Origin of the sequence: Streptomyces sp. NPDC019224, assembly GCF_040632605.1 — a bacterium.
In the GTDB taxonomy this organism is placed as follows: domain Bacteria; phylum Actinomycetota; class Actinomycetes; order Streptomycetales; family Streptomycetaceae; genus Streptomyces.
The window spans coordinates 1-24,905 of sequence record NZ_JBEYCF010000077.1 but is presented as its reverse complement, the minus strand read 5'-3'; the positions used below and the strand labels follow the sequence as shown (position 1 = coordinate 24,905).

The window sequence follows — 24,905 nt, the reverse complement described above, 5'->3', positions numbered from 1 at the left end:
TCACACCACCCCCCCCAAAACACTCTCCCCCCCCCCCCCCCCCTACACTACTATCCCCCGCCCACCCCGCGGGGCGGGGGGGGCCCGGGCCCCCCCCCCCGGCCGGAACCCACCGGCCAACCAGAGGTGAGGACCGGCCCCCATGCGACTTCACACCGGTGACGAGGAACTCGCCCACGAGCCCACCCTCGGCCCCCACACCACACCCCGCCCTCCCGAACCCGGGTACGCCATCAGCACGCGCGGCCTGGTCAAGACCTACCCCGGACCACAGGGCACCACCACCCACGCCGTGAACGGCCTGGACCTGGACGTCCGGCGCGGCGAGACCTTCGCCTTCCTCGGCCCCAACGGCGCCGGGAAGTCCACGACCATCGCCATGCTGTGCGCCCTCGCCCGCCCCACCGCCGGCCACGCCACGGTGGCGGGCGCGGACGTGCGTACCCAGCCCCACCAGGTCCGGCAGCGGGTCGGCATGCTCTTCCAGCAGAGCGCCCTCGACCCGGACCTGACCCCCGAACAGAACCTCCACATCCACGCACGTCTCTACGGTCTGAGACGCGGATACGCCCGACAGCGCACCGCCGAGGTGCTGGAGGTGGCCGGCCTGACCGGCCGGCGGCGTTCCCCCGTACGCACCTTGTCGGGCGGCATGCGCCGCCGCCTGGAAATCGCCCGCCAACTGCTGCACGCGCCGGGCGTGCTGTTCCTGGACGAGCCCACCACCGGCCTCGACCCCCACGCCCGCGCCCAGATCTGGGACCACCTGCACGCCCTGCGGGAGCGGCATGGCAGCACCCTCTTCGTCACGACCCACCAACTCGAAGAGGCCGCCACCTGCGATCGCGTCGCCATCATCGACCGCGGCCGGCTGGTGGCACAGGGCGCGCCCCTCGCCCTGAAGGCGGCCGTCGGTGACGACCGGGTCGTGCTGCGCACCAGCCAGGACGCGAGGGCACACGAGATCGTCCGCCGCCTCGTGCCGCCCGGACATCCCGTCACCACGGACCCCGACGGGATCTGCCTGCGCGTCCCCGACGGCAGCTCCTGGATTCCCCGCCTCTGCGCGGCGCTGGAAACCCACGGCGTCGCCGTCCGCGCCGCCTCCGCCACGCCGCCCACGCTCGACGACGTCTTCTTCCATCACACCGGCCGCAGCATCCACAGCGGCCGGCCCGGCCCCACGCCGGCAACCGGAGGCGGCCGATGACCGCGCTCCCCCTCGACGCGACCGGCACCCGGGACAGCGACCGGCCGGCCCGCCTGCGCCACGAACTGCGCGCGATCCACGGGCTGATCCACCGGGACCTGCTGCGCCTGGCCGGCCAGCGCGCCCACACCGCGCTGATGCTGCTCCACCCCGTGCTGTATCTCCTGATCCTGGGCGGCGGACTCGCCGCTCTCATCCCCGACTCGACGCTGGGGGTCGGCTACCAGACCTATCTCTTCCCCGGCATGCTGATGATGACCGTGCAGACACCGGCCATCCTGGTCGGCATCCGCCTGATCACCGACCGGCAGAGCGGCTACCTGCGCGAACTCCTGATGGCCCCGGTCAGTCGCTCGGCCCTGCTCCTGGGCAGCTGCGCCGGCGGCACCCTCGTCGCCACGATCCAGGGCGCCGTACTCCTCGGTCTCGCCGGCGTCGTCGGCCTGCCCTACGATCCGCTCCTCCTGGCACTGCTCCTCGCCGGCATGACCCTGATCTCCTTCACGATCACCGCCCTCGCCCTGACCCTGGCGGTGAGCCTGCGCCGGCCCGAGACGTTCCACACGCTGCTCGGCGTGATGATGATGCCCCTGCTGTTCCTCTCCGGCGGCTTCTTCCCCCTGCGGTCCCTTCCCGGCTGGACCCACACCCTGGCCGCCGCGAACCCGCTCGCCTACGGCGTGGACATGCTCCGCGACAGCATCGCCCTGCGAGCACCGGACGGTGCGGCCGTCGGTGGCGTCACCTGGGCGGGCCACCCGGTCCCGCTCGCTGCGAAGGCGGCCCTGCTCCTGATCAGCGGCACCGGGGCCCTGCTGTGGGCCGCCCGCCGGTTCGAACGGCAGGAGTGACCGGCCCGCGAAGCCGCCGGACCGGAACCGCACGGCGCGGGACGGGCACCGGTGGCGCGCAGGGCGTGGACGGGCACTGATACATTCTTCCCGGCCGTGCGAAAGAACAACGAGGAGGTGGTACCCGTGAACGCAGTATCGACATGGGTGCTCCCCCCAGGGGTCACGGTCGGGCGATAAGCGGGTCGTCCGGGAGCGCCACGCTGTGCACTCCCGAAAGGCACGACCATGCATTTCACTTCCGAGCAGCGCCTCGACGACGGCGTACTCGAACGCACATTCACCCTCGGTGACATTCCCGGCATCCTCTGGACGCCCCCGTCCGCGTCGGCGTCCGCACCGGTGCCGCTGGTTCTGCTCGGCCACCCTCCCCTCGGCCTGAACAAGATGTACCCCCGCCTGGCCGACCGGGCCCGGCACTCCGCGGCGGAGGGCCTCGCCACGGCCACCATCGAACTCCCCGGCAGCGGCGACCGGCCCCGCCTGCCCTCCGTCGACCGGGCCCGCGCCGCCATGCGCCGGGCGCTGGAGGCCGGAGAACCGGTCGGTGACGAGATCATCGACGCCCTCGTCCTCCCGCTGGTCGACCTGGCGGTCCCGGAGTGGCAGGCCGCCCTGGACGCCCTCCTCTCGCTGCCCGGGATCGGCGGCCCGGTCGGTTACTCGGGGGGAATGATCTCCATCGGCGTCCGGCTGGCGTCGGCCGAGCCGCGCCTCGCGGCCGCCGTCCTCTTCGCCGGAAGTTTCATCCCGCGCGCCACGTTCGAGGAAGCCCGCCGTGTCACCACTCCGCTGCACGTCCTGCTGCAGTGGGACGACGCGGGGAACGACCGGCAGGCCGCGCTCGACCTGTTCGACGCGTTCGGCTCCGAGGAGAAGTCCCTGCACGCCCACATGGGCGGTCACACCGGTGTCCCGCGGTCCGCCGGGGCCGCCGCGGTCCGGTTCTTCACCCGGCACCTGAAGTAGGCCCCGGCCGGCACGGCCCCGAGCCGTGCCGCGGCACCCCCGCGGACGTCACCACCGCGGGGGTGTCTCCCGGCCCGCCCGGGACAGCCCTTAGGGTGACCCTCGTGGCCGCGGGCTCCGGCAACAGCCCCGAGCACCTCGACGACCTCCGCGGCGAACACGCCATGGCCGGCCACCGGCCCGCCGTCCGCTTCGGCATGCGGAACGAGATCAGCGACGCCACGATCGAGGCCCGAGCGGACGCCCCTTTGCGAACGCATGCCTGAAGGAGCGGAACGGTGACACAGGAAGCGGGCGAAGTCGCCCTGAGCAAGCAGGACCTCCGGGAGGTCACCGCATTCGCCGCCGCGTGTGCGGAGACGGTGCTCCGGGTCTTCGAAGCCGATCGGCCGGGCGACTCGCGGCCCCGCGACGCCCTTGAGGCCGCATGGGAGTTCGCGCGGGGCGGCGAGCGGGGCAAAGCGCTGCGAGACAGGGCATGGGCTGCCCTCAAAGCCTCCAAGAGTGCCGAGACGGCGGCGTCGTGCGAGGCGGCACGGGCGGCGATGGCCGCGGCGGCTGCCGCGTATCTGCATCCGCTGGCCAAAGCGACCCAGGTCAAGCACATTCTCGGCGCCGGCGCCCATGCGGCCAGGGCCCTCGAACTCCTCGCCGACGACCGGACCGCGAGCGCCGGGCACCTCGCACAGTCGGTGCGCCGTGCCACGCCGGCCGTCGTCGCGGTACTCACCCGCTTCCCAGCGGCCCCGGAAGGCGGGGGCCGAGTCGGCGAGCTGACCCGAGCCCTGGACGCGGGCCTCCGGTCACTCGCCTCCACCGGCTGACGTCCCGCCCGGGCAACGCCGTGAGGCCGGCACCGACCACCCCTCAGATCCACTTCCGGCGCACGGCCTCCATGCCGAGCTGAAAGCGGGTACGGGCACCCACCTGCTCGCCGAGCCGGTGGATGTGGCGGCGCACGGTGCGGACGTTCCAGCCGAAGGCACGGGCGATGTTGTCGTCGGTGTGACCGGCGGCCAGCATGCCCAGCAGGCCTTCGTCACCGCTGTCGAGCTCCGAGGCCGGCTCGGCCGTGTCCACGTCGGTCAGCAGGATCGACCTGTTCCACACCGCCTCGAACAGCGCGCACATCGCGTCCAGTAAAGCCGAGGCGTGGATCAGGTAGGAGGCGTCGGCGCTGCCAGCCGGAATGAGCGCCTTGCGGCCGTCGCACAGCAGCATCTTCATCGGCACATCGCCCACCCGGGCCCGTTCGCCGCGACGCACGCTCTTCCAGATCTCGTCGATGCGGCCCGGCAGCGCGATCGACGACCGGTCGTAGACCACCCGGAACTCGACCTTGCGGACGTCCAGACCCTGCGCCTCGTACTCGCTGTCCTCCCCCACGTAGGGCGGCCGGTCGAAGAGGCAGATCTGCTCCCGCGACTCCTGGTGGAGCATCGTGATCGTCCTGCGCACATGGGCGCGGCCCTCGACGATCTCCACCAGGTCGGCCGGATGCTGCGATGCGGCGGCCGCCCGGCGGTGGATTTCGGACAACCCCTGTACGTGCTTGCGCAGTTGCATCAACTCGTACTCCCGCCCCGCGATCAACGGGGCCGCCACCGCGTCGGGCGCGACCGCGGTGAACCGGGCCGGCCGGCCCGGGAGCCGGGTCGCGAGGCCCTGACCGGTCAGGGCGGCCAGGGTCCGCACCACCTGACCGCGCGACAACGACAACTCCGCGGCGAGAGTGGAGGCATCCGCGTGACGGGACCTCACCAGCGCTTCGTAGACACGTGATTCCTGCTCACCCATGCCAACGGCTTCCCACATGCCGGCCCATCCTCTTCAGGTCAGGTGTCCTCAACCGGCAACGTATATCCTCTTGATGGGCACGTCAGGGTGTGGAACCGTCTCGCCGTCGAAACTCTAAGAGGAGCGTGGTGGGGCGTGGCACGCAGAGCTTGGCGTTGGCTGACCGGACTCATGGTGATCGGGCTGGTGGTGTCCGGGCTGTCGTTCGCGACGGCCCTTCCGAGCACCGCGATGCCCGGTGCCCCGGACCCCGGCGCATCGTCGTCGGCGGACCCCGCACCGGCGGCCGATCCGCGGTACGAGCCGGCGGACTGCGCCTCGCTCACCGCGGCGGAGCGCAGCGCCGAGGTGCCGGTCGCGCGCTGTTTCGCGATGGGCCTGGCGACCGCGACCGGCCGTACCCTGCAGGAAGCCTCCGCGCCGCCGATCACGGCGATGAGTCCGGCGGCGCTCCAGCAGGCGTACAACCTGCCCGACGGCGGTGAGGGCATGACGGTCGCGATCGTGGCCGCCTACGGCTACTCCAAGGCCGAGGCCGACCTCGCGGTCTACCGCAGCTACTACGGCCTGCCCGCCTGCACCACGGCGAACGGCTGCTTCACCAAGATCGACCAGCGGGGCGGCACCGACTTCCCGCCGGACAACGCCGGCTGGAGCGTGGAGACCGCGCTCGACCTCGACGCCGTATCGAGCGTCTGCCCCAAGTGCGACATCCTGCTCGTCCAGGGCGATTCGGCGGGCCTCGACGACCTCGGCACGGCGGTCAACACCGCCGCCGCCAGGCCCGGAGTGGTGGCCATCTCCAACTCGTACGGCCTGGACGGCGAAGCCCCCGGGGTGACCGCCTTCGACCGCTACTACGACCACCCGGGCATCGCGATCACCGTCTCCTCCGGCGACACCGGCAACGTCCAGTCCTGGCCCGCGACCAATCCGAACGTGACCGCGGTCGGCGGCACCAAGCTCACCAAGGACAGCGGCACCGCGCGTGGCTGGACCGAATCCGCCTGGGGCACCGTGCGCGGCGGCCCCGGCGCCGGCTCCGGCTGCTCGCTCTACGAACCGGCACCGAAGTGGCAGCAGGACGTCGAGACCTCGTGCGGCGCCCGCAAGGCGACCGCGGACATATCCGCCGACGCGGACCCGGCCACCGGCATCGGCGTCTACAACACCGTGGGCCAGTCCGGCTGGTCCCAGTACGGCGGCACCTCGCTGGCCGCACCCCTGGTCGCCGGCATGTACGCCCTGGCCGGAACCCCGACCCCGGGCACCTACCCGGCCTCGTACCCGTACGCGGCCAAGGACAGGTTCACCGATGTCACCGCGGGTGCCAACGGTCCCTGCGGCACCAGGCTCTGCGAGGCGGGGGCCGGCTGGGACGGACCCACCGGCCTCGGCACACCGTACGGCGTCGCCGGCCTGACCCAGGGGGAGACCGGCGAAATCACCGGAACCGTGACCGACGCCGCGAACGGAAAACCGCTCGCCGGCGTCACCCTCCGGGCCACCGCCACGGACGACTCCGTCTTCACGGCGACCACCGGCCAGGACGGGCGCTACGACCTGCACGCACCGGCGGGCAGCTACACGGTGGCCGCCTCGGCGTTCGGCTACGGGACGAAGACCGCGACGGACATCGAGGTGACCGTCGACAGGAAGACCACCAGCGACTTCGCGCTGACCAGGATCGCGACCCGCACGGTGTCCGGCAACGTCACCGACGCCTCCGGCCACGGCTGGCCGATGCGCGCCAGGATCACCCTCGACGGGCACCCGGACGAGGCGGTCTACTCCGACCCGTACACCGGGCGCTACTCGCTCGCGCTGCCCACCGGATCGAAGTACACCCTGCACGCGACCGCCGCCGACCTGAGCGGATACGCCGCGGCCGACGTGCCGGTCGATCTGACCGAGGGCACCGGCGCCACCACCGCGCACATCGGGCTCGGCATCGACAAGAAGGCCTGCTACGCCACCGGATACGGCTGGGCCTACGACGGGACCGGCACCGACTTCGAAGGCTGGACCGGCAGGACCCCGCAGAAGGGGTGGACCGTCACCGACGCCAAGGACAACGGCCAGACCTGGGCCTTCGACGACCCGGGCAAGGCCAACAACCACACCGGCGGCAGCGGCAACTTCGCCATCGTCGACTCGGACTACTACAAGACCGGCGAGGGGCAGGACACCAGCCTCGTCTCGCCGGTGATCGACCTCGGCGCGGTGGACAGCCCGGTCATCGGCTTCGACACCCACTACAACGGCGTCGGCGGCCAGACCGGCATGATCGACTACAGCGTCGACGGCGGCCGGACCTGGACCAACGTGTGGAAGAAGACGAGCATCACGGGCGTCCGCGGACACGTAGACCTCCCGATCCCGGACGCCGCCGGTCAGAAGCAGGTGCAGGTCCGCTTCCACTTCACCGGCTACGCCGGAGCGTGGTGGGAGCTGGACAACATCGTCATCGGCCGGGGCCGGACCTGCCAGGCCACTCCCGGCGCCCTGGTCGCCGGCGTCGTACGCGACCAGAACACCGGTGCCCCGCTCACCGGAGCCACGGTCACGAGCAACACCAGCGGCGACGAGTTCGGCGTCACCACGGCGACGCCCGAGGACCCCAACCTGCCCGACGGCTACTACTCCCTCTTCACCACCCGTACGGGGAACTCCGGCTTCACCGCGACGGACGGACGCTACACACCGCGCAAGGCCACGTTCGCCGTGGCCGCCGACGAGGTGACCAGGCACAACTTCCAACTGGGGGCCGGGCACCTGACACTGAATTCCTCCTCGGTCGCCCTGAGCGGGAGGATCGGGCAGACGACTGCCCCGAAGTCGCTGTCCGACACCGTGACCTTCGGCAACGACGGCACCGAACCGGTGCACGTGAAGCTTGAGGAGTCCGAGGCCGGCAGCACCCCGATGGCCGGCAAGCACGGCAAGACCCCCGCCGGTGCCCCGAAGACGGTGCTCCCGGCCGACACCAGCTACGCCGGCCCGAAGGCCGCGCCCGCCTCCGCCCGCGAGAAGACACAGCCCGAACAGCAGACACCTGCCGCGGCACCGTGGACTCCCATGGCCGACTACCCCAAGCCGGTCATGGACAACGCGGTCGCCTCGCACGGCGGCAAGGTCTACGTCATCGGCGGCAGCAACGGCTCGGCGCTGTACACCGACGTCTCCGTCTACGACTCCGCGGGCGGCGCCTGGTCCTCTGCCGCCGACCTGCCGGAACCTCTCAACGGCGCCTCCGCCGGGTTCATCGGCAACACCCTCTACGTCGCGGGCGGCTGGAACGCCTCCGGCGGCACCAGCAAGCGCACCTACGCCTACCACCCGGCCGACGACAGCTGGACCCGGGTGGCGGACATGCCGGCCGCGCTCAGCGTGGCGGGGACCGCCGTACTCGAGGGCAGGATGTACGTCGTCGGGGGCTGCACCACCGGCGGCTGCACGCCGACCTCGAAGGCGGTATACGGCTACGACGCCGCCGCGGACCGCTGGACCACCGAACCGGCGTATCCCAGCCCCGTCGCCTTCACCGCCTGCGGCGGGATCGGCGGCGAGGTGGTCTGCGCCGGCGGGGTGAACGCCGACGCCAACAAGCCGGCCACCGCCACCTACGCATGGGTGCCGGGCACCGCCACGTGGACCCCGCGGGCGGCCCTTCCGGTCGATGCCTGGGGCGCCGCATCGGCGGTCGCGGGCGGCAGGCTCCAGGTGATGGGCGGCGCCGTCGACAACGGAAAGGCCGTGACCAACCAGGGCTTCTCCTACGACACCGCCACCGACCAGTGGACCGCGCTGCCGAACTCCAACAACTCCGTCTACCGGGGCGGAGCGGCGTGCGGCATCTTCAAGGTCGGCGGCACGACCGGCGGCTTCAAGCCGGTCGTGTACGGCGAGACCCTGCCCGGTTACGACCAGTGCGGCGGCGACGTGGCATGGCTGACCGAGGACACCACCGAGTTCGACGTCGCCCCCGGCGCGACGGTCACGGTACGGATCACGGGCGACACCACCGGCTTCACGCAGCCCGGTGACTTCGCCGCCGTCCTCGGCGTGGGCACCGACACGCCGTACGCCCTCGACGGGGTGGCCGTGACGCTGCACGTCGACCCGCCGGCCTCCTGGGGCAAGATCACCGGCATCGTCGCCGACAGCGGCGGCGCACCGGTGAGCGGGGCCGTCGTCCAGATCTGCGGCCAGTGGACGCAGCGGAGCGGATGCGGCCCGGTCGGCTACACACTGAGGACCGACGCGGCCGGCCACTACCAGCTGTGGCTCGACAGGAGCCTCAACTCGCTCGCGGTCCAGGTGGCCAAGGACGGCTTCGCACCGCAGTTCCGGATCGTCAGGATCCAGAAGGGCGCCACCACCACGGCCGACTTCGGCCTCGCCGGGCTCTGACCCCGGCCGTCCTGGTCGGACGACGCCGCAGCCGGGCTTCCCGCCCGGCTGCGGCGTACCTCCCGAGTCCGCTCCCGGGCCGCGGGGGCGAGGCGGCCGACGGCGTGGAGACGGAGTACGAGCGCCGGAACGCCCTTGGCGGGCCTCGCAGGGCCAGGCAGGCACAGGCGTTGACAGGGCCTCGCGCCCCTCCCATGATGGGAGCGCTCCCACGGGTGGGCTCCCCTCGCCACCCCGGCCATGCACGCTCCGCCCGCACTTCGTCGTCGGTGCCGCCGACGCGTAACACCCCGTCGCCGCAGCGGACTTCGCCTGTCCGGCGGCACGGACCGCCCCACTTCGCCCGTGCCGCCGAGATCCCCAGGGAGGATCACCATGGCGCCATCGCACAGACCCCCACACCCCGCAGGCGGAGGCTTCCGCCCCTTCGCACGCGGAGCCGTCGTCCTGGCCGCCTCGCTGGCCCTGCTCTCCTCGCTCGCCGGCGCGGCCCCCGCGGCACCGCTGACGCCGGACGACGCGGACGTCGACGTCCGGGTGAACGCCCAAGCGGCGCTGTCCACGCTGACCGGCGCGGCCCGGGGGGTCAACGCCGCCGTATGGGACGCGCACATGAACGATCCCGAAGTGGCGGACCTGATGAAAGCGGCCGACGTCGGGATGATGCGCTACCCGGGAGGCTCGTACGCGGACATCTACCACTGGGAGACGCATACGGCACCCGGCGGATACGTCGCCCCGGGCACCGGCTTCGACTCGTTCATGGGCACGGTCCGCGCAGCCGGGGCCCAGCCGATCCTCATCGCGAACTACGGCTCCGGCACCCCGGAGGAGGCGGCCGGCTGGGTCAGGTACGCCAACATCACCAAGGACTACGGCGCGAAGTACTGGGAGATCGGCAACGAGATCTACGGCAACGGCCACTACGGCAACGGCTGGGAGCACGACGACCACGAGGACAAGAGCCCCCGGGAGTACGCGCGCGAGGTCCGCGCCTACGCAGCGGCCATGAAGGCCGTCGACCCCACGGTCAAGATCGGCGCGGTCCTCACCAGCCCCGGCGAGTGGCCGGACGGCGTCGTCGGCACCGGCGACACCGGTGACTGGAACCACACCGTGCTCCCGGAGGTGGCCGACGTCATCGACTTCGTGAGCGTCCACTGGTACGCGGGCGGAGCCGACACCACCGCCGACGACGCCATGGCCAGACTGGCCAAGCTGCCCGGTGAGCTCCGGGAGGTGCGCAACCAGATCGACAGGGTCGCGGGCGCGGACTCCCCGGACATCCAGATCGCCCTCACCGAGATCAACACCAACACCGGAGGAGCCCGCCTCACGGCCCGCCCCAACGGTCTGTTCGCCGCCGACGCCTTCATGACGGCGCTGGAGAACGGCGTGTTCAACGTCGACTGGTGGAACACCCACAACGGGGCCGGCCAGATCACGACCGTCGACGGTGAGACCGACTACGGCGACATGGGCATGCTCTCCAGCGGTGCCTGCACCGGTGACGTCTGCGAGCCGGCCCCGAACACGCCGTTCCCTCCCTACTACGGGATGAAGATGACCAGCGAACTGGGCACCGCGGGCGACACGACGGTCGCCGCCCAGTCCTCCGCCCAGGACGTCTCGGCACACGCGGTACTCCGTCGTGACGGACGGCTGAGCGTCATGCTCGTCAACAAGAACCCGGACACCGCACGGACCGTGGCCCTCGACTACGCGGGCTTCACCCCGTCCGCCACCGCGCCGGAGGTCAGCCGCTACGCACGCGGCGACAGCGACATCACCGAGGTCACCGATGGGGAGGCGTCCGCCTCCCGGGTCACGGTGCCCCCGTACGCACTGCTCACCGTGACCCTCGAACCGAAGGCCGGGACCGGGCCGGCCGCTTCGGCCGCGAGCACTCCGGGCACTTTGCGCCTGGACGCGGTGACCGACACCACCGCGCGGCTTTCCTGGAAGGGGGCGGCAGGCGCGACCCGCTACCTCGTCCAGGAGCGCGACGGCGCGTACACCCGCCTCGTCGGCGAGACCACCGGCACGTCCGTGACCCTGCGCAACCTGCCCCCGGGCAGCACCCACACCGTCAACGTGCTGGCGGCGGACTCCTCGGGGCGGGTCTCCGGCCCGTCCTCCCCCCTGACCTTCAGCACCGGCACCCCACCGGACGCGGCCTGCGCGGTGACGTACCACCGTGACACGAGCTGGGGCAACGGCTTCGTGACCACGGTGACCGTCAGCAACCTCGCGGACACCCCGATCACCGGCTGGACGGTGGACTGGGACTGGCCGACCTCGGGCCAGACGGTGTCCTCCGGCTGGAACGCCTCGTTCCACCAGACCGGTTCCCACGTCCGGGTGACCGCTCCCGAAGGCGCGGGACCGCTGGCCCCGGGCGGTGGCTCGACGGCTTCCTTCGGATTCGTCGGCGCCAACGACGGGCCCAACCCCGACCCGACCGCCTTCCGTCTGAACGGCACCGTCTGCTCCGGCGGCTGATCTCGACGTCCGGGGAGCGTGGACCCGGCCCGCATCCGGGCCGGGTCCAGTCCATGGGCGGACCGGCCGCGTCACCCGGTCCGCTGCGTCGTGGCGCCTGGCATCGGCAGGCCGAACATGGTCCGCTGGACCGGCGGTCACGCCTGCGACACCTGTCGCCGGACCGACACCCGGCGCGCCGTCCGGTACGTGGCTGCGCCGGTGTGCTCCGGGTGACCGCCCGGGCGAGGGGACGGTCAAGCCGACCCCGACGTCCGTGCATTGCGCATGCCCGCGTCGACCGAGGAGCAGCATGACCGACGAACACCGCCGGGCGCCGGACGCCGTCGTCGTCGGAGCGGGCCTGGCAGGCCTGGCCTGCGCACTGGATCTCTGCCGCTCCGGCCTGCGGGTGGCCCTGCTGGAGGCATCCGACGCGGTGGGCGGCCGGATGCGCACGGACCGCCGGGACGGATTCCTGCTGGACCGGGGATTCCAGGTGTTCAACACCTCGTACCCGCAGGTGAAGCGGCGACTGGACTTGAAGGACCTGCGTCTGCGCCCGTTCACCGCGGGAATCATCGCTCACACCCGGACGGGGCCGGTCCGCCTCGTCGACCCCACGAGGGAACCGGGTGCGGCGGCCAACCTGCTGCCGGGGCGGGCCCTCGCCGCCCACGATCTGGCCGTACTCGCGGCACTCACGGCGCGCGACGCCGTGCTCCCCGCCTCCTCCGTCAGACACCGCCGGGACGGCCCCACCTCCGCGGCTCTGGCCCGGGCGGGCCTGTCGGACGACGTGATCAACCAGATTCTCCGGCCGTTCCTGGCCGGGGTCTTCCTGGAGGACGAGCTGGAGACCTCGGCACGCTTCTTCCACCTGGTCTGGCGGAGCATGGTGCGCGGGACACTGTGCCTGCCTGCGCGGGGAATCGGCGCCGTACCCCACCAGCTCGCCCAGGGCCTTCCGGACGGAGTCCTGCGACTCGGCGCCCCCGTAGCCGAGTTGACCGATACCGGGGTGTCACTGGCGGACGGCAGCGAAGTGCCCGCACCGGTCGTCGTCGTGGCCACGGACCCGGCGACCGCCACCCGCCTGCTGCCGGACCTGACCATGCCGGACACACGCACCGTCACGACCTATTACCACGCCGTCGACCGCTCGCCGCTGTCCGAACCGATCCTGCTGGTCGACAGCACCGGTACGGTCCTGAACACCTGCGTACTCAGCGAGGTCGCCCCCTCCTACGCACCCCCCGGTACCGCGCTGATCGCCACCTCCGTCCTGGGAACCGACCTTCCGGGACGGGCACCCGCGCTGCTCGGGCGTCTGGCCGAGCTGTACGGCACCGACACGAGTGGCTGGCAGCAGCTCGCAGCCCGCACGGTCGAGGGCGCGCTCCCGGCCATGCGTCCGCCCTGGCCGCTGAGCCGCACCACCCGGAACGGCCCGGGCAGGTACGTGTGCGGGGACTACCGTGCGACCGGCTCCGTGCAGGGGGCCCTCGCCTCGGGTGCACGGGCCGCCCGGGAGGTGGCGGCGGACCTGGCGCGCCGGACGTGACGGGGCGACGGACTCCGAACAGCCGCACCGGTGGAGTGAGGTGACCGCCGTCGGGGCGGCGCGGCCGGTCTCGGTCTCGCGCACCCGCCGGCGGAGACCCGCGTCGCCACCCTCACCGCGGGAAGCCGGACGTCGAGCCGAGCCGGTCATCGGGCTGTGCGGCCGGCAACGCCGGCCCTGACGGGCTCCGGTCCGGTGCGCATACCGGCCTCGACGGGTGCGCGGGAAGGACGGCCTCGCCGGTACGGCAAACCCCTCAGGCGTGGCGGAGGCAGAGGGCTCCCCACTGGAAGCCCGCGCCGATCCCGGCCAGCACATAGGTGTCTCCCGGGAGCAGGGAGCCTTCGGCGACGGTGGTGTGGAGTGCGGTGAACAGGCCCGCCGATCCGGTGTTGCCGAGCCGGTCGATCGTGACGGTGGCCCGGTCCCGGGGAACACCCAGAGCGGCCAGGGTCTCGGTGAGGATGTTCAGGTTCGCCTGGTGCAGGAAGAAGTGCCGGACCTCGTCGACCGGCACGCCGGCGCGGTGGGCGGCACGGGTGATGCTCTCCGGAAGGCGGGTGGTCGCCGCGTTCCAGACCGCGCGGCCGTCCATGTGCAGGTAGTGGTCCCCGGCGGCGACGGTGGCGGTGCTGGCGGGCAGCCGGGAGCCTCCGGCGGGGATCTGGACGTCGTAGGACAACTGGGAGCCGAGGTCGTAGGACAGCAGACCCGCGCCGGGGGTGTCCGAACGGGTGAGGACGACGGCTGCCGCGGCGTCTCCGAAGAAGACCCTGGTGGTGCGGTCGGCGGGATCGGTGATCCGGGAGGCGCAGTCGGCCGCGAGGAGCAGGATCGTGCTGATGGAGGGGTTCTGCAGGAGGTGGGCGGCGATCAGCATGGCCTGGATGCCGGAGGCACAGGCGGCCTGGGTGACGTCGAGGGACAGGGCGCGGTGGGCGCCCAGGGCGTCCTTGACGATCAGCGCGGTGGAAAGGAGCGGCTGGTCCCCGGTGTAGCTGGCGACGACGACCGCGTCCAGCCGGCCGGGCTCGATACCGGCGGCGTCCAGGGCCGGACGGGCGGCGGCGACGCACATGTCGGAGGTCGCCAGGCCGGGGGCCAGACAGCGGCGTTCCCGGATGCCGGTGCGGCTGGTGATCCACTCGTCGCTCGTGTCCAGGGTGCGGGTGAGCTCCTGGTTGGTGACGACCTCCGGTGGCAGGTGCATCCCGGTTCCGGCGATGGCGAACGGCACGGACAGGCCGACGCCCGTCTGGTGGCACAGGGTCTGGTCCAGGGCGACGCTCATGTCACGGCACCCCGTTCGGGCGTGCTCGGCGTGTTTCGGGGAAATGCCATATTCCATACCTTTCGATATCGGTTCGAGAAAGGACCGGAAGTGCCGGACCCATGGAATTCCGAAGCCGCCGCATCGTCTCACGGAAAACAGGCATGAATATCGTGCGGTAATCCGTGAGCGTGAGGAATTGTTCGGTTGCTTGACGCCGCCCCGTTGGAAATGCTCGGGCATGCGACACGAAACCGGCGGCGATCGGTTCTCGCATGCGCGCACGGAAGGAACCAGGGGCGCCGGGCGGTCAGGACGTCCTTTTCTCGGACAGGGGTGTGTGCAGCGACGGCACGGATGCGAGCAGCGTCCGGGTGTAGGGGTGGCTCGGCGTGCGCAGGAGCGCCCCGGTGGCGGCGGTCTCGACGATCCGCCCCTCCCGCATGACCGCCACGGTGTCGGAAACATGGCAGACCGCCGGCAGGTTGTGGCCGATGAACAGCATGGAGAGCCCGAGCCGTCGCTGGAGTTCGCGGATCGTATTGAGGACGGATGCCTGCACCGACACGTCGAGCGCCGAGGTGATCTCGTCGGCGATCAGCAGACCGGGCTCGACGGCCAGGGCGCGGGCGAGGGCGACCCGCTGGCGCTGGCCACCGGACAGCTGCCGCGGCAGGCGGCCGGCGAGCCGAGGGTCCAGGCCGACGAGACCGAGCAGTTCGGTGACGCGCTCGGCACGGGCGGCCCGGTCGAGCCGACGGTAGACGGTGGCGGCTTCGGCGAGCGCCTGACCGGCCGTCATCCGCGGGTCGAGCGCCGTGTCGGGGTCCTGGAGGACGATCTGGACCCGGCGGCCGAGCCGACGCCGGTCACGGACCGTCCGGGCGCGGATTTCCCGGCCGTCGACCAGGATCCGGCCGCCCTGCGCGGGCACGAGGCCGACGATCGCACCGGCCAGGCTCGACTTGCCGGAGCCGGACTCCCCCACGAGACCGAGAGTGGTGCCGGACGGGACCTCCAGCGAGACACCGTCCACGGCGGTGAACGAGCCCCGGGGGCCGGTGCGGCGGACGGTGAGGTCACTCACCTGAAGGGCCGTCACGACGCGCTCACCGTCTTCGGGACCGCTGTCACCGGCAGTGGATACCAGCAGGCGACCCGATGGCCGGCGTCGAGGTGGTCCAGGGGAGGAGCCTGCTCGGCGCAGAGTTCCCGGCGGCGTGGGCAGCGGGGCTCGAACGGGCATCCCGGCGCGGGGGCGAGCGGATCGGGCGGCGCGCCCTCGACCGTTGGCAGCGGTTGGCGGCGGTCGGCGGTGAGGTCCGGCACCGATGTGACCAGGGCCCGGGTATAGGGGTGCCGTGTCCCGTCGGCGAGGCGGCCGGCGGGCAGCGCCTCGACGATGGTGCCCGCGTACATCACCAGGACCCGCTCGCAGAACTCGCCCACGAGCGCGACGTCATGGCTGATGAACAGGATCGCGGCGGAGGTGTCCCGCCGGATGTCGGTGAGCAGCCGGGTGATCTGCCGCTGCACGGTGACGTCGAGGGCGGTGGTCGGCTCGTCGGCGATGATCAGCCCCGGCCGCACCATCAGCCCGGCGGCGATCATCACACGCTGACGCTGGCCGCCGGAGAGCTGGTGAGGGCGTGAGCGCAGCACCGCCGGGGGCAGCGCGACCCGGCGCAGGGCATCGGCGGCCTCCGCGGCGGCCTGGGCGCGGCTCGCCCCGCGATGGGCCCGGACGGCCTCGGTGAGCTGGGTGCCGATCCGCAGGGAGGGGTTGAGGGCCGATGCCGGGTTCTGGAAGATCACCGACAGGCCCGTCGCGAGGTGCCGGTTCCGCTCCTTCGGTGTCAGGGCGGCGAGGTCGGCCCCGAGCAGGCGCAGCGTGCGTCGGGACACCCGGGCGCCGTACGGCAGCAGGTCGGCGATGGCGAGCGCGGTGAGCGACTTGCCCGACCCCGACTCGCCGACGAGGCCGACGATCTCGCCCGGCCGCAGCGAGAGGCTCACCCCGCGCACCGGGCGGATCGTGCCGCCCGCCGTCGGCAGTTCGACGGTGAGGTCGTCGACCTGGAGGACCGCCCCGCTCTCGGCGGGGCCGCTCGGAGCGGACCTCGGCGCGGGGATGCGCACCACCGGGCCGCGCCCGGCGGCACTCCCGGCCAGGACCTCACCGAGCAGCTGGAAGGCCAGGGCCGCGTAGAGCAGGGCCAGGCCGGGGGCGAGCGCGGGCAGCGGCTCGGCGTAGATCCGGTCGAGGCCCTGGCTGAGCAACTGCCCCCAGTCGTAGCCGGGGGGCTGGACGCCCAGGCCGAGGAAGCTCAGCCCGGAGAGCGCGACCAGGGCGGTGCCCGCGGCCGTGGTGACGCTCAGGAGCAGCGGCTCGGCGATGTTGGGCAGGACGTGGCGCCACAGCAGCCGACGGCGGCGCAGGCCCAGGACCCGGGCCGCGGCCAGGTGGTCGGTGCCCGCGACACCCGCGGCGAGGGTCTGGGCGAGCCGCGCGAACCCGGGTACGGCCGCGGCGGCCAGGGCCAGCACCGCCCCTGTGGTGCCCGCGCCGAACACGACCGCCAGGAACATCGCCACCAGGAGCGCCGGGAAGGCGAGCAGGAGGTTGATCAGCCCCGCCGTCAGCCGGCGGGCGCGTCGTCCGAGAACGGCGGTGCATGCCCCGAGGAGCACCCCCGCTGTCGCCCCGAGCAGGACCGACGCCAGCGCGAGCAGCAGGGAGGGCCGGGTGGCCGTCAGGAGGCGGGCCAGCAGGTCCCGGCCGAGGCCGTCCGTGCCGATCGGATGCGCGGCGGAGGGGCCCTGGAGCACGGCCGAGGGATTCGGACGGTCGGCCGCCGCCCCCCACAGGAGCGGGCCTGCCAGCGCGAGCACGAGGAGCGACGCCAGCATGATGCCGGTGACCCAGGCCATGGGCGAGCGACGGAGACCGGAGGGAAGGCTCATGATCACATCTCCCGGATCGCCGAACGGGGATCGAGTACGGCGAGCAGCACGTCGACCAGGAGGCCGGCGAGCAGCACGGTGGTGCCGAGCACCAGAACCATGGCCTGTACCACCGGATAGTCCTGTGCGACCACCGACTGGGCCATGGCGGAGCCGATGCCGGGCCAGGCGAAGACCTTCTCGACCAGCACGGTGCCCGCGATCAGGGCGGGCAGCAGGCCTCCGACGACGGTGAGCACGGCGGCGGCCATGTTCGGTGCCGCGTGCCGGAGATAGCGGCGCGCGGAGGACAGCCGCTTGCTGCGGGCGGTGCGCAGGTAGTCCTCGTTGAGCACCTTCAGCGCTTCCACTCTGACCATGCGCAGCAGCACGGCGGTGGGGGTGAGGGAGAGCGCGAGCACGGGGAGGACGAGGGACGCGACGCCCGCCGCTCCGGCCACCGGGAGCAGTTGGAGGCCGACGGCGAGCAGGGCGGTGAGCCCGGCCGCCAGCACGAAGTCCGGCACCCCGGTCAGCCCGGCCGTGACCGTGGTGAACACCAGCTCGGTGCGCGGGCGGCGGCCGTCGCGGGTGCGGACGGCGGCCAGCAGCCCGCCGGGCAGGGCGACCGCGAGGGCGGTGAGGAAGGCGAGGCCGGCGATCTCCAGGGTGGCCGGGAGCCGGGTGCGGACCAGCTCCGCGACCGGTGCCCCGGTGACCAGCGAGGTACCGAGGTCGCCGTGCAGGAGGCCGCCGACATAGTGCCGGTACTGGGACAGGAAGGGCGCGTCGAGCCCGAGGGCGTGCCTGCGGGCGGCCACCAGGTCGGGGGCCGCGTCGACGCCGAGCGCGGCCCGGACCGGATCGCCGGGGATGAGCCGGATCATCGCGAACGAGGCGGTGAGCACGACCCCCAGGGAGACGACGAGCCTGAGGCCGCGGCGGCCGAGGAACACGGTCCAGGGGTGCCGGAACAGCTGAGGAACGGACATGGTGGGCCCCGGGTCACTGATGGAGGCGGATGCTGGTGGGTACGAGCCGGCCGCCGAAGGACGTGGTGAAGGTGGTCCGGTAGCCGTACACGCTGCTCCGGTCCTCTGCGATCGGCAGTGCGTCGGCCGAGCGGAAGAGGGCGGCGGCGGCCCTGTTCCAGGTCCGGCATCCCGTGGTGCCGGTCTTCCGGAGCGCCTGGGCGACGAGCGCGTCGTACTCGGGGTTGTGCACCCCCGCGAAGTTGAGGCCCCGGGCGGGGGCGGGGCCGGAGAAGAAGGGGATGAAGCCGGCCGGCAGGGCGAAGCCCGGTGTGCTGCCGACCACCACGTCGAAGTCCGCCGTCCGGTACATGGCGTTGACGAGGGCGGGCAGGCTCTCGCTGACCAGGTCGACCTCGGCGCCGAGCGCCGTCCACTCCCGGGCCATCAGCTCGGCGACGGAGGACAGCGTGGGGCCGAGGTCGGGGCTGGTGATCAGGCGGAGCCGTAACGGCCTGCCGTCCTTGGCCAGCGGGCCGTCGGCGGTGCGGGCCCAGCCGGCGGCCCGCAGGGCCTCGGTGGCGTTCCGTGCCGGCAGGTTGGCATCGGCGAGGTCGGCGTGGCAGACGGCGCCCTCGGCGCCGAAGTCGGTCGCGGGGCTGCCGGTACCGCCGACGGCGACGTTGGCGAGCCCCTGGCGGTCGAGGGCGGAGACCAGGGCACGACGCAGCGCCCGGTCGGCGAGCACCCGGCCCGGTCGCTGGTTGAAGAACGTCAGCCCGGTCACGGTCGCCACGTCGGCGGTGGTCAGGCCGCGACCGGTGAGCCGGGCCCGGTCCGGCCCGCTCACGTGCGCGATCTCGATCCCCCCGGTGATCAGCAGGTTCGCCGCTGTGGAGGCTTGGGGCACCACCGAGATCTCGATGCGCTCGGGGATCCCGGGTGCCGAGGTCGTCGCCCCGGCGGGCCCCCAGGCGTAGTCGTCGCGGACGGTGAACTCGTACGGTCCGCCGGGGGTGTAGTGGGTCAGCACATAGGGGCCGGTGCCCCGGGTGGCGCGGTCCAGTGCGTGGGGCCGGTCGAGGCCGGCCGGACAGACGATCGGCAGCAGGCCGATGGTGCGGGTGAGGAAGGGGAAGGGGGTGGCGGCGGTCACCGACACCGTGCCGGTCCGGTCGTCGGCGCTCGCCGTGAACGGGACGTTCGGGAGGACGGTCCGGGCGCCGGCGAGCTGGTGGGCCGGGTCGCCGGCGTAGGTGAGCGACCGGGCCACCGCGGAGGCGGTGAGGGTGGCGCCGTCGGAGCAGGTGATCCCCGGCCGGAGGGTGAAGGCGGCCCGGGTGGCCGTGGCATGCCAGGAGGAGGCCAGACCGGTGACCAGGCTGCCGTCGGGGGCGAGGTTGACCAGGGAGTCGTAGGCGTAGTGGGCCTGGGAGGCGCCGAAGGCGGAGTACGGGTCGAAGCTCGGCGTCTCGCTGGACTCGGCGATCCTGACGGTGCCGCGGTGCACCGGGGGAGTGGTCGTCGAGGAGCCGGCGACGCCTCCGCAGCCGCTCAGCGCGAGGGCCGAGGCGGTGAGGACGGCCGCCAGGGCGACCGGCGGGGTGCGTCGGAACATGGGGTCATCGTGCCACCGGGGACCGCCCGTGATGATTCAACTTCCTTGCGCCAAAAGCACGTTCGACGGTGTCGGAACCGCCTGGCCGCTTGGCCGCGAGCCCTCGTGAGCCGTCGACCGAGAGGCGGGGGCGGCTGATCTTGATTCACCCGTATGAGTCTCCCCGGGGCGTCCTCGCGGAGCCGGCGGTCCGGAGCTGCCGTGCCGGACTTGATTATCTACCGAGGAAAGATAATCAGATAATCGCGCAAATGGAGGTTCGGGTGCGCTCAATTCAGGACACGTTGAAAGATCGATCCCACTCGCACGAGTGAACCCGGGCAATCCATTTGGCTCAGGCGGGCATGGTTCGACTACCGTGATCACGGGATAGGACGGCGCGTCCCGGTGCCCGGCAATTCGATTTTTGGGTGAGTCCCGGATTTCGAGACGAAATTCTTCATGCCCGCCCGGCTTTGCGCTGCTCCATTTCTCGTCGTGCCCGGGTTCCCTGTCATACGTATGCGTGGAGAGGATGGAGCATCATGCCGCCTGTAGTACCGCCATTTCTGATCGGACTCATCGTCGCGCCGCTGGCCAAGCGCCTGCTCAGGCCCCTGGTGGGTGGAGTCGTCAAAGCGTCCGTCGGTATCGCGATGGAGGTGAAGAAGGCTGCCCACGAGGCCGGGGAGAACATCCACGACCTCGCGGCCGAGGTCGCCGCCGACGTAGTGGCCGCCCAGGTCGCCGCCAGTGACACCGAAGGCCACTCCGTACCCGGCCAGCACACCACCGGGAACGAGACCAAGGGGGACAGGAGGGCCCCGAAGATCCGCGCGACCGCCGAGAGCGTAGCCGGCAAGACGCACTGACGGTCCGTGCGGACCCGCGGCCGCCACCAGGCGCGTCCGCCGATCGATGTCGGCGGAACGCGTCAGGGTGGCGGCCGTTCGCAGGCCGCTCGGCCGCAGTGAATTCCGTTCCATTTCCCGCTCCGTCGCCGTGATCCGTCGTATCCGTAACGGGTTTCCGCGACCTCCGCAAACAGGTGAACGTACACATGCCATCGCTACTGGGCGCCCCCTCCGGATTCCGCTCCGTGGAACCGGATGTGAGCCCCCGCTCGGTCACGCCGGGCCGCCAGCGCTGGGACGTCAGGCTCGTCATCGGACGCCCCCGGACGGCCGAGCTCCTCGCCGCCGCGCTGCGCCACATTCCCGGGATCACCGAGGCCCAGGCCAGTCCGGTCACCGGCAGGGTGCTCGTCCGCCACGATGCGCGGCTGCGTGCCACGGACGTCGGCCGGCTCCTTTGCAGCGCCGTCGCCCGGGTCGCGGAGCGGACGACCGGCGTGGGACGGCCCGCAGCAGCGCGGGCGGACAGCGGCCTGGTCGTGCGACCGGTGCTCGCCGTCGGCGGCGGGATCGCGGCCGGCACTGCGCTGGTCAAGGGGTCGGCACTGAGCAGGCAGCTGGTGGCCGTGGGAGGGGTGGCCGCGGCGACGGCGGTCGTCCTCCGCAAGGCCTGGCGCAGAACGGCCGACGCGGCCCAGGAAGCGGCCGGGCCCGGTTCCGAAGGCCACCCCCTGCTGGAGATCGTCGGTCCGCACCGCCGCCGCCTCTATCGGGCCGCCGCCCTGTCCGTCGCCTGCCAGGCCGCGGAGATGGCGCTCGGCACCTTCCTCGGATGGACCGGCCTGGTCCTCATCAAGGGGGAGGCGGCTCCGCTGGTCCGCCTCGGTCTGGCCACGGCCTCCGCCCAACTCTGGGGCCTGGCAGGGCTGGTGGCCGCCGCCTGCGCCGCGGTGGCGGGACTCTCCTACGCCTCGAACCTCCAGTGGAGCCGGCTCGGTCAGGACATCGAGCACGACTGGCGGGGCCGTACGTACCGGCACGTCCAGCACCTCGACCTGGGGCACCTGGAGGGCGAGCGGACCAGCCGGGTGGCCGGCACACTCACCAACGACGTCGGCCAGTTGGGCACCTTCTTCGCCGGCCCGGCCAACGACGTGCTGCAACTCGCCACCAGCATGGCCCTTCTGATCCCGGCGTTCCTCCTGCTGGCACCGCAGATCGCCTGGATCGCGTTCCTTCCGATCCCGGTCATCGCCTGGCTGTCGCTGCGCCACCAGGACCAGGCCGCAGCGGACTACGCCGCCACCGGCGAACGCCGCGCCAAGCTGGGCAGCCAGGTGATCAACTCGCTCGAGGCCGGCGCGACCGTCAAGAGTTTCTGCACCGAGGGCTACGAGGCCGAGCGCATCGACGAGCTGAGCGAAGCGGTCCAGGAGAGCAGCCGGCAGACCGACCGCAGTACGATCCGCCACGCCGAGACCATCCGGGCCTGCACTACCGCCTCGATGGCCGGCACCCTGCTGATCGGCGGCCGTTCCGTCCTCAACGGCACCCTGCGCTTCGAGGTGTTCAGCCCTCTCATCGGGCTGCCCCAGATGCTGCTGATGCGGATGAGCCGCCTCGGCGGCATCGCCGACCAGTACCAGCGCACCCTCGCCTCGTACGACCGGGTCCAGCGGCTGCGCGAGCTGCCTGTCGAGGCCGACTGCGCCGACGGCGCACCAGGGGTGCTCAACCCTGCCGAGGTACAGGGCGAGATCGTCCTCGACGGCGTCACCTTCGCCTACCCCGGCCGTCCCGCGACGCTGGAGAACCTCTCGCTCACCATCCCGGCCGGCCAAATCACCGCCCTGGTGGGCGCCACCGGCTCGGGCAAGACGACGATCGCCAGACTGCTGATGCGCTTCCAGGACGCCGAAACCGGCAGGGTACTGCTCGACGGACAGGACATCCGGGACCTGAGGCGGCACGACCTGCGCCACGCCATCGGCTTCGTCGCGCAGGACCCCTTCCTCTTCGACGGCAGCATCGCCGACAACATCCGCTACGGCAGCTTCGACGCCTCGGACGAGGCCGTGGTGCAAGCGGCGGCGATGGCCGAAGCGCATCCCTTCATCACGACACTGCCCGACGGCTACGACACCCTGATCGGAGAACGCGGCGCCGCGCTCTCCGGCGGCCAGCGGCAGCGGATCGCCCTGGCGCGCGCGATCCTCAAGGACTCGCCGGTCGTCATCCTCGACGAGGCCACCTCCGCCGTGGACAACGAGACCGAGGCCGCCATCCAACGCACGCTGCACAGCTTCGCGGCCGGACGGACGACGATCGTCATCGCCCACCGCCTCTCCACGGTCCGCCACGCCGACCGGATCTACGTCATGGACAAGGGCGGCATCGTCGCCGAACAAGGCACCCACGACGAACTTCTCGCCCAGCACGGGCTCTACGCATCCCTCTGGCAGCTCCAGGCCGGCGAACCCGCCGCCTGACCGCAGGAACCCTGCCCGCCGACCGCGTGACACCACCGCGGCCGGCGCGGTCAGCGCGCCCTGCGCACCATGCCGCTCATACCTCTGGAGGTACCCCCATGTCCCGTCGCGACGGAGACGTCCTTCCCCTGACCGCAGCCCAACGGGAGATCTGGCTCGCCGAGCAGAGCTCCCCGACGCCGATCCCGGGCTACCGCGTCGGCGAGTGCCTGGAGATCCACGGGCCGGTCGATCCCGAGCTGTTCGAAGCCGCGCTGCGCCGGGTGGTCGACGAGGTCGACGCCCTGCACGTGACCTTCGTCGACGACGGTGAAGGCCCTCGCCAGATCCTCCGCGAGACCTGGGACTGGGCGCCCGCCCACCTCGACCTCGGGGCGGAGCCGGATCCCCGGGCGGCCGCCATGGAGTGGATGGAGCGGGACCTGGCTCGTCCGCTGGACCTCACCCGTGACCCGTTGTTCGGCCATGCGCTGATCCGCCTGTCCTCGACGGAATTCCTCTGGTACCTGAACTACCACCACGTGGTGCTGGACGCGATCAGCAGCTCGATGGTCCGGCAGCGGGTCGGCGAGGTGTACTCGGCACTGGCCGCGAACGACGCCGTTCCGCCCTCGCCGTTCGGCACGCTGCGGGATCTGGTCGGCAGCGACGCCGCCTACCGCTCCTCCGCCGCCTTCACGGAGGACCGCGCCTACTGGACCGAGCGCTTCACCGACCTGCCCGCCCCGACACGACTCACGGACACCTCCGCCACCGACCCGCACCGGGCCCTGCGCGTGGCCGACGAGCTGGAGCTGCGAAGCCCCGAGGCGTTGCGGGCCGCCGCGGCCCGGGCAGGTGTCAGGTGGTCCCGGCTCGTGATCGCGGCGACGGCGCTCTACGCCCACCGGCTGAGCGGTGCCCAGGACGTGGTGCTCGCCCTTCCCGTCACCGCCCGCCGGGGCTCCGACCGTGACCTGATGTCGGTGCCCGGCACGATGTCCAACGTGGTGCCCCTGAGGCTGACCGTGCGGCCGGACATGCCGTGGGGCGACCTCGTCGCCCAGGTGGCACACGAGGTCGAGTCGGCCGTCGCCCACGAGCGCTACCGCAGCGAGGACCTGCTGCGCGACCTCGGCACGCCGGGCAGCATCGGCACGGCGTTCCCGCTGATCGTCAACATCATGGCCTTCCACGCCAGGCCGAGCTTCGCCGGGCACCCCGCCTCCGTACACCACTTCGTATCGGGCTCCACCACCGACCTGGCCGTCTGGCTGTTCGACTACCGGGACGGCGCCCCCCCGCTCCTCAGGCTGCACGGCGCCCCGGAGGCGTACGGCGACGACGAACTGGCCGCACACCAGCAGAGGCTGCTCGCCCTCCTCGACGCCGTCGCGGACCTCGACCCGGGCGAGGCCGTGGGCCGGGTCGATCTGCTCACCGGTGAGGAGCGGGGTGAGTTGACGGCGTGGGGTGCGGGGCCGGTGGTGGAGGTTCCTGCGGGGGGTCTGCCGGGG

17 protein-coding genes are annotated in these 24,905 nt (G+C 72.3%); 11 read left to right on the top strand and 6 right to left on the bottom strand.

Features of this window, described 5'->3' with window-relative positions; translation table 11 throughout:
* Nucleotides 1-142: 142 nt before the first annotated feature.
* The 5 genes from ABZ564_RS31100 (at nucleotide 143) to ABZ564_RS31080 (ending at nucleotide 3,854) form a co-directional block, all read left to right on the top strand.
* Nucleotides 143-1,210: an ATP-binding cassette domain-containing protein gene (locus ABZ564_RS31100; protein WP_360862622.1), complete on the top strand. Its 1,068-nt coding sequence runs from the start codon at nucleotides 143-145 to the stop codon at nucleotides 1,208-1,210.
* Nucleotides 1,207-2,061 carry an ABC transporter permease gene (locus ABZ564_RS31095; protein WP_360862620.1) on the top strand — a complete coding sequence of 285 codons (855 nt, stop codon included), beginning with the start codon at nucleotides 1,207-1,209 and terminating at the stop codon, nucleotides 2,059-2,061. Before ABZ564_RS31100 ends, ABZ564_RS31095 begins: the two co-directional genes overlap by 4 nt.
* Before the next feature lie 228 nt (nucleotides 2,062-2,289).
* A complete protein-coding gene (locus ABZ564_RS31090; RefSeq protein WP_360862618.1) occupies nucleotides 2,290-3,030 on the top strand; it encodes an alpha/beta hydrolase in 741 nt (246 codons plus the stop codon).
* Nucleotides 3,031-3,134: 104 nt separating this feature from the next.
* The gene (locus ABZ564_RS31085; RefSeq protein WP_360862617.1) at nucleotides 3,135-3,296 is read left to right on the top strand and encodes a hypothetical protein; all 162 of its coding nucleotides are present in this window, start codon (nucleotides 3,135-3,137) and stop codon (nucleotides 3,294-3,296) included.
* Between the two features lie 12 nt (nucleotides 3,297-3,308).
* Nucleotides 3,309-3,854 carry a putative immunity protein gene (locus ABZ564_RS31080; RefSeq protein ID WP_360862615.1) on the top strand — a complete coding sequence of 182 codons (546 nt, stop codon included), beginning with the start codon at nucleotides 3,309-3,311 and terminating at the stop codon, nucleotides 3,852-3,854.
* A gap of 43 nt (nucleotides 3,855-3,897) precedes the next feature.
* Here the strand turns inward: ABZ564_RS31080 and ABZ564_RS31075 are convergent, their stop codons facing one another.
* Nucleotides 3,898-4,845 (bottom strand): helix-turn-helix domain-containing protein, encoded by a 948-nt coding sequence (locus ABZ564_RS31075; protein ID WP_360862614.1) that lies wholly within the window; start codon nucleotides 4,843-4,845, stop codon nucleotides 3,898-3,900.
* A gap of 117 nt (nucleotides 4,846-4,962) precedes the next feature.
* On the opposite strand from ABZ564_RS31075, the gene ABZ564_RS31070 reads away from it, so the two are divergent.
* The 3 genes from ABZ564_RS31070 (at nucleotide 4,963) to ABZ564_RS31060 (ending at nucleotide 13,285) form a co-directional block, all read left to right on the top strand.
* Complete coding sequence (locus ABZ564_RS31070; RefSeq protein ID WP_360862613.1) at nucleotides 4,963-9,240, top strand: carboxypeptidase regulatory-like domain-containing protein; 4,278 nt, start codon at nucleotides 4,963-4,965, stop codon at nucleotides 9,238-9,240.
* A gap of 375 nt (nucleotides 9,241-9,615) precedes the next feature.
* On the top strand, nucleotides 9,616-11,742 hold the full coding sequence (locus ABZ564_RS31065; RefSeq protein WP_360862611.1) for a cellulose binding domain-containing protein: 2,127 nt from the start codon (nucleotides 9,616-9,618) through the stop codon (nucleotides 11,740-11,742).
* Nucleotides 11,743-12,034: 292 nt separating this feature from the next.
* The gene (locus ABZ564_RS31060) at nucleotides 12,035-13,285 is read left to right on the top strand and encodes an NAD(P)/FAD-dependent oxidoreductase (protein ID WP_360862609.1); all 1,251 of its coding nucleotides are present in this window, start codon (nucleotides 12,035-12,037) and stop codon (nucleotides 13,283-13,285) included.
* A gap of 256 nt (nucleotides 13,286-13,541) precedes the next feature.
* Here the strand turns inward: ABZ564_RS31060 and ABZ564_RS31055 are convergent, their stop codons facing one another.
* The 5 genes from ABZ564_RS31055 to ABZ564_RS31035 all read right to left on the bottom strand — a co-directional run bounded on the left by ABZ564_RS31055 (nucleotide 13,542) and on the right by ABZ564_RS31035 (nucleotide 20,087).
* Nucleotides 13,542-14,576: a ketoacyl-ACP synthase III gene (locus tag ABZ564_RS31055; RefSeq protein ID WP_360862607.1), complete on the bottom strand. Its 1,035-nt coding sequence runs from the start codon at nucleotides 14,574-14,576 to the stop codon at nucleotides 13,542-13,544.
* 289 nt (nucleotides 14,577-14,865) lie between these two features.
* The gene (locus ABZ564_RS31050) at nucleotides 14,866-15,657 is read right to left on the bottom strand and encodes an ATP-binding cassette domain-containing protein (RefSeq protein ID WP_360862606.1); all 792 of its coding nucleotides are present in this window, start codon (nucleotides 15,655-15,657) and stop codon (nucleotides 14,866-14,868) included.
* Nucleotides 15,654-17,519 carry an oligopeptide/dipeptide ABC transporter ATP-binding protein gene (locus tag ABZ564_RS31045; RefSeq protein WP_360862604.1) on the bottom strand — a complete coding sequence of 622 codons (1,866 nt, stop codon included), beginning with the start codon at nucleotides 17,517-17,519 and terminating at the stop codon, nucleotides 15,654-15,656. Before ABZ564_RS31045 ends, ABZ564_RS31050 begins: the two co-directional genes overlap by 4 nt.
* Nucleotides 17,520-17,521: 2 nt before the next feature.
* Nucleotides 17,522-18,490: an ABC transporter permease gene (locus ABZ564_RS31040; RefSeq protein WP_360862602.1), complete on the bottom strand. Its 969-nt coding sequence runs from the start codon at nucleotides 18,488-18,490 to the stop codon at nucleotides 17,522-17,524.
* A 13-nt stretch (nucleotides 18,491-18,503) separates the two neighbouring features.
* A complete protein-coding gene (locus tag ABZ564_RS31035; RefSeq protein ID WP_360862600.1) occupies nucleotides 18,504-20,087 on the bottom strand; it encodes an ABC transporter substrate-binding protein in 1,584 nt (527 codons plus the stop codon).
* A gap of 524 nt (nucleotides 20,088-20,611) precedes the next feature.
* Here ABZ564_RS31035 and ABZ564_RS31030 point away from each other — a divergent pair.
* The 3 genes from ABZ564_RS31030 to ABZ564_RS31020 form a co-directional block, all read left to right on the top strand.
* Nucleotides 20,612-20,938 (top strand): DUF5132 domain-containing protein, encoded by a 327-nt coding sequence (locus ABZ564_RS31030; RefSeq protein ID WP_360862599.1) that lies wholly within the window; start codon nucleotides 20,612-20,614, stop codon nucleotides 20,936-20,938.
* Between the two features lie 188 nt (nucleotides 20,939-21,126).
* Nucleotides 21,127-23,409, top strand: coding sequence for an ATP-binding cassette domain-containing protein (locus ABZ564_RS31025; protein ID WP_360862597.1), 2,283 nt, complete (start codon nucleotides 21,127-21,129; stop codon nucleotides 23,407-23,409).
* A gap of 98 nt (nucleotides 23,410-23,507) precedes the next feature.
* On the top strand, nucleotides 23,508-24,905 hold a 1,398-nt coding region (locus ABZ564_RS31020; RefSeq protein ID WP_360862596.1), incomplete at its 3' end, for a condensation domain-containing protein.

Bases quoted from the DNA above. Each gene is read 5' to 3' on its own strand.
- ABZ564_RS31100 (WP_360862622.1), top strand. From the start codon at position 143: ATGCGACTTCACACCGGTGACGAGGAACTCGCCCACGAGCCCACCCTC.
- ABZ564_RS31095 (WP_360862620.1), top strand. From the start codon at position 1,207: ATGACCGCGCTCCCCCTCGACGCGACCGGCACCCGGGACAGCGACCGG.
- ABZ564_RS31090 (WP_360862618.1), top strand. From the start codon at position 2,290: ATGCATTTCACTTCCGAGCAGCGCCTCGACGACGGCGTACTCGAACGC.
- ABZ564_RS31075 (WP_360862614.1), bottom strand. From the start codon at position 4,845: ATGTGGGAAGCCGTTGGCATGGGTGAGCAGGAATCACGTGTCTACGAA.
- ABZ564_RS31065 (WP_360862611.1), top strand. From the start codon at position 9,616: ATGGCGCCATCGCACAGACCCCCACACCCCGCAGGCGGAGGCTTCCGC.
- ABZ564_RS31060 (WP_360862609.1), top strand. From the start codon at position 12,035: ATGACCGACGAACACCGCCGGGCGCCGGACGCCGTCGTCGTCGGAGCG.
- ABZ564_RS31055 (WP_360862607.1), bottom strand. From the start codon at position 14,576: ATGAGCGTCGCCCTGGACCAGACCCTGTGCCACCAGACGGGCGTCGGC.
- ABZ564_RS31045 (WP_360862604.1), bottom strand. From the start codon at position 17,519: ATGAGCCTTCCCTCCGGTCTCCGTCGCTCGCCCATGGCCTGGGTCACC.
- ABZ564_RS31040 (WP_360862602.1), bottom strand. From the start codon at position 18,490: ATGTCCGTTCCTCAGCTGTTCCGGCACCCCTGGACCGTGTTCCTCGGC.
- ABZ564_RS31035 (WP_360862600.1), bottom strand. From the start codon at position 20,087: ATGTTCCGACGCACCCCGCCGGTCGCCCTGGCGGCCGTCCTCACCGCC.
- ABZ564_RS31030 (WP_360862599.1), top strand. From the start codon at position 20,612: ATGCCGCCTGTAGTACCGCCATTTCTGATCGGACTCATCGTCGCGCCG.
- ABZ564_RS31025 (WP_360862597.1), top strand. From the start codon at position 21,127: ATGCCATCGCTACTGGGCGCCCCCTCCGGATTCCGCTCCGTGGAACCG.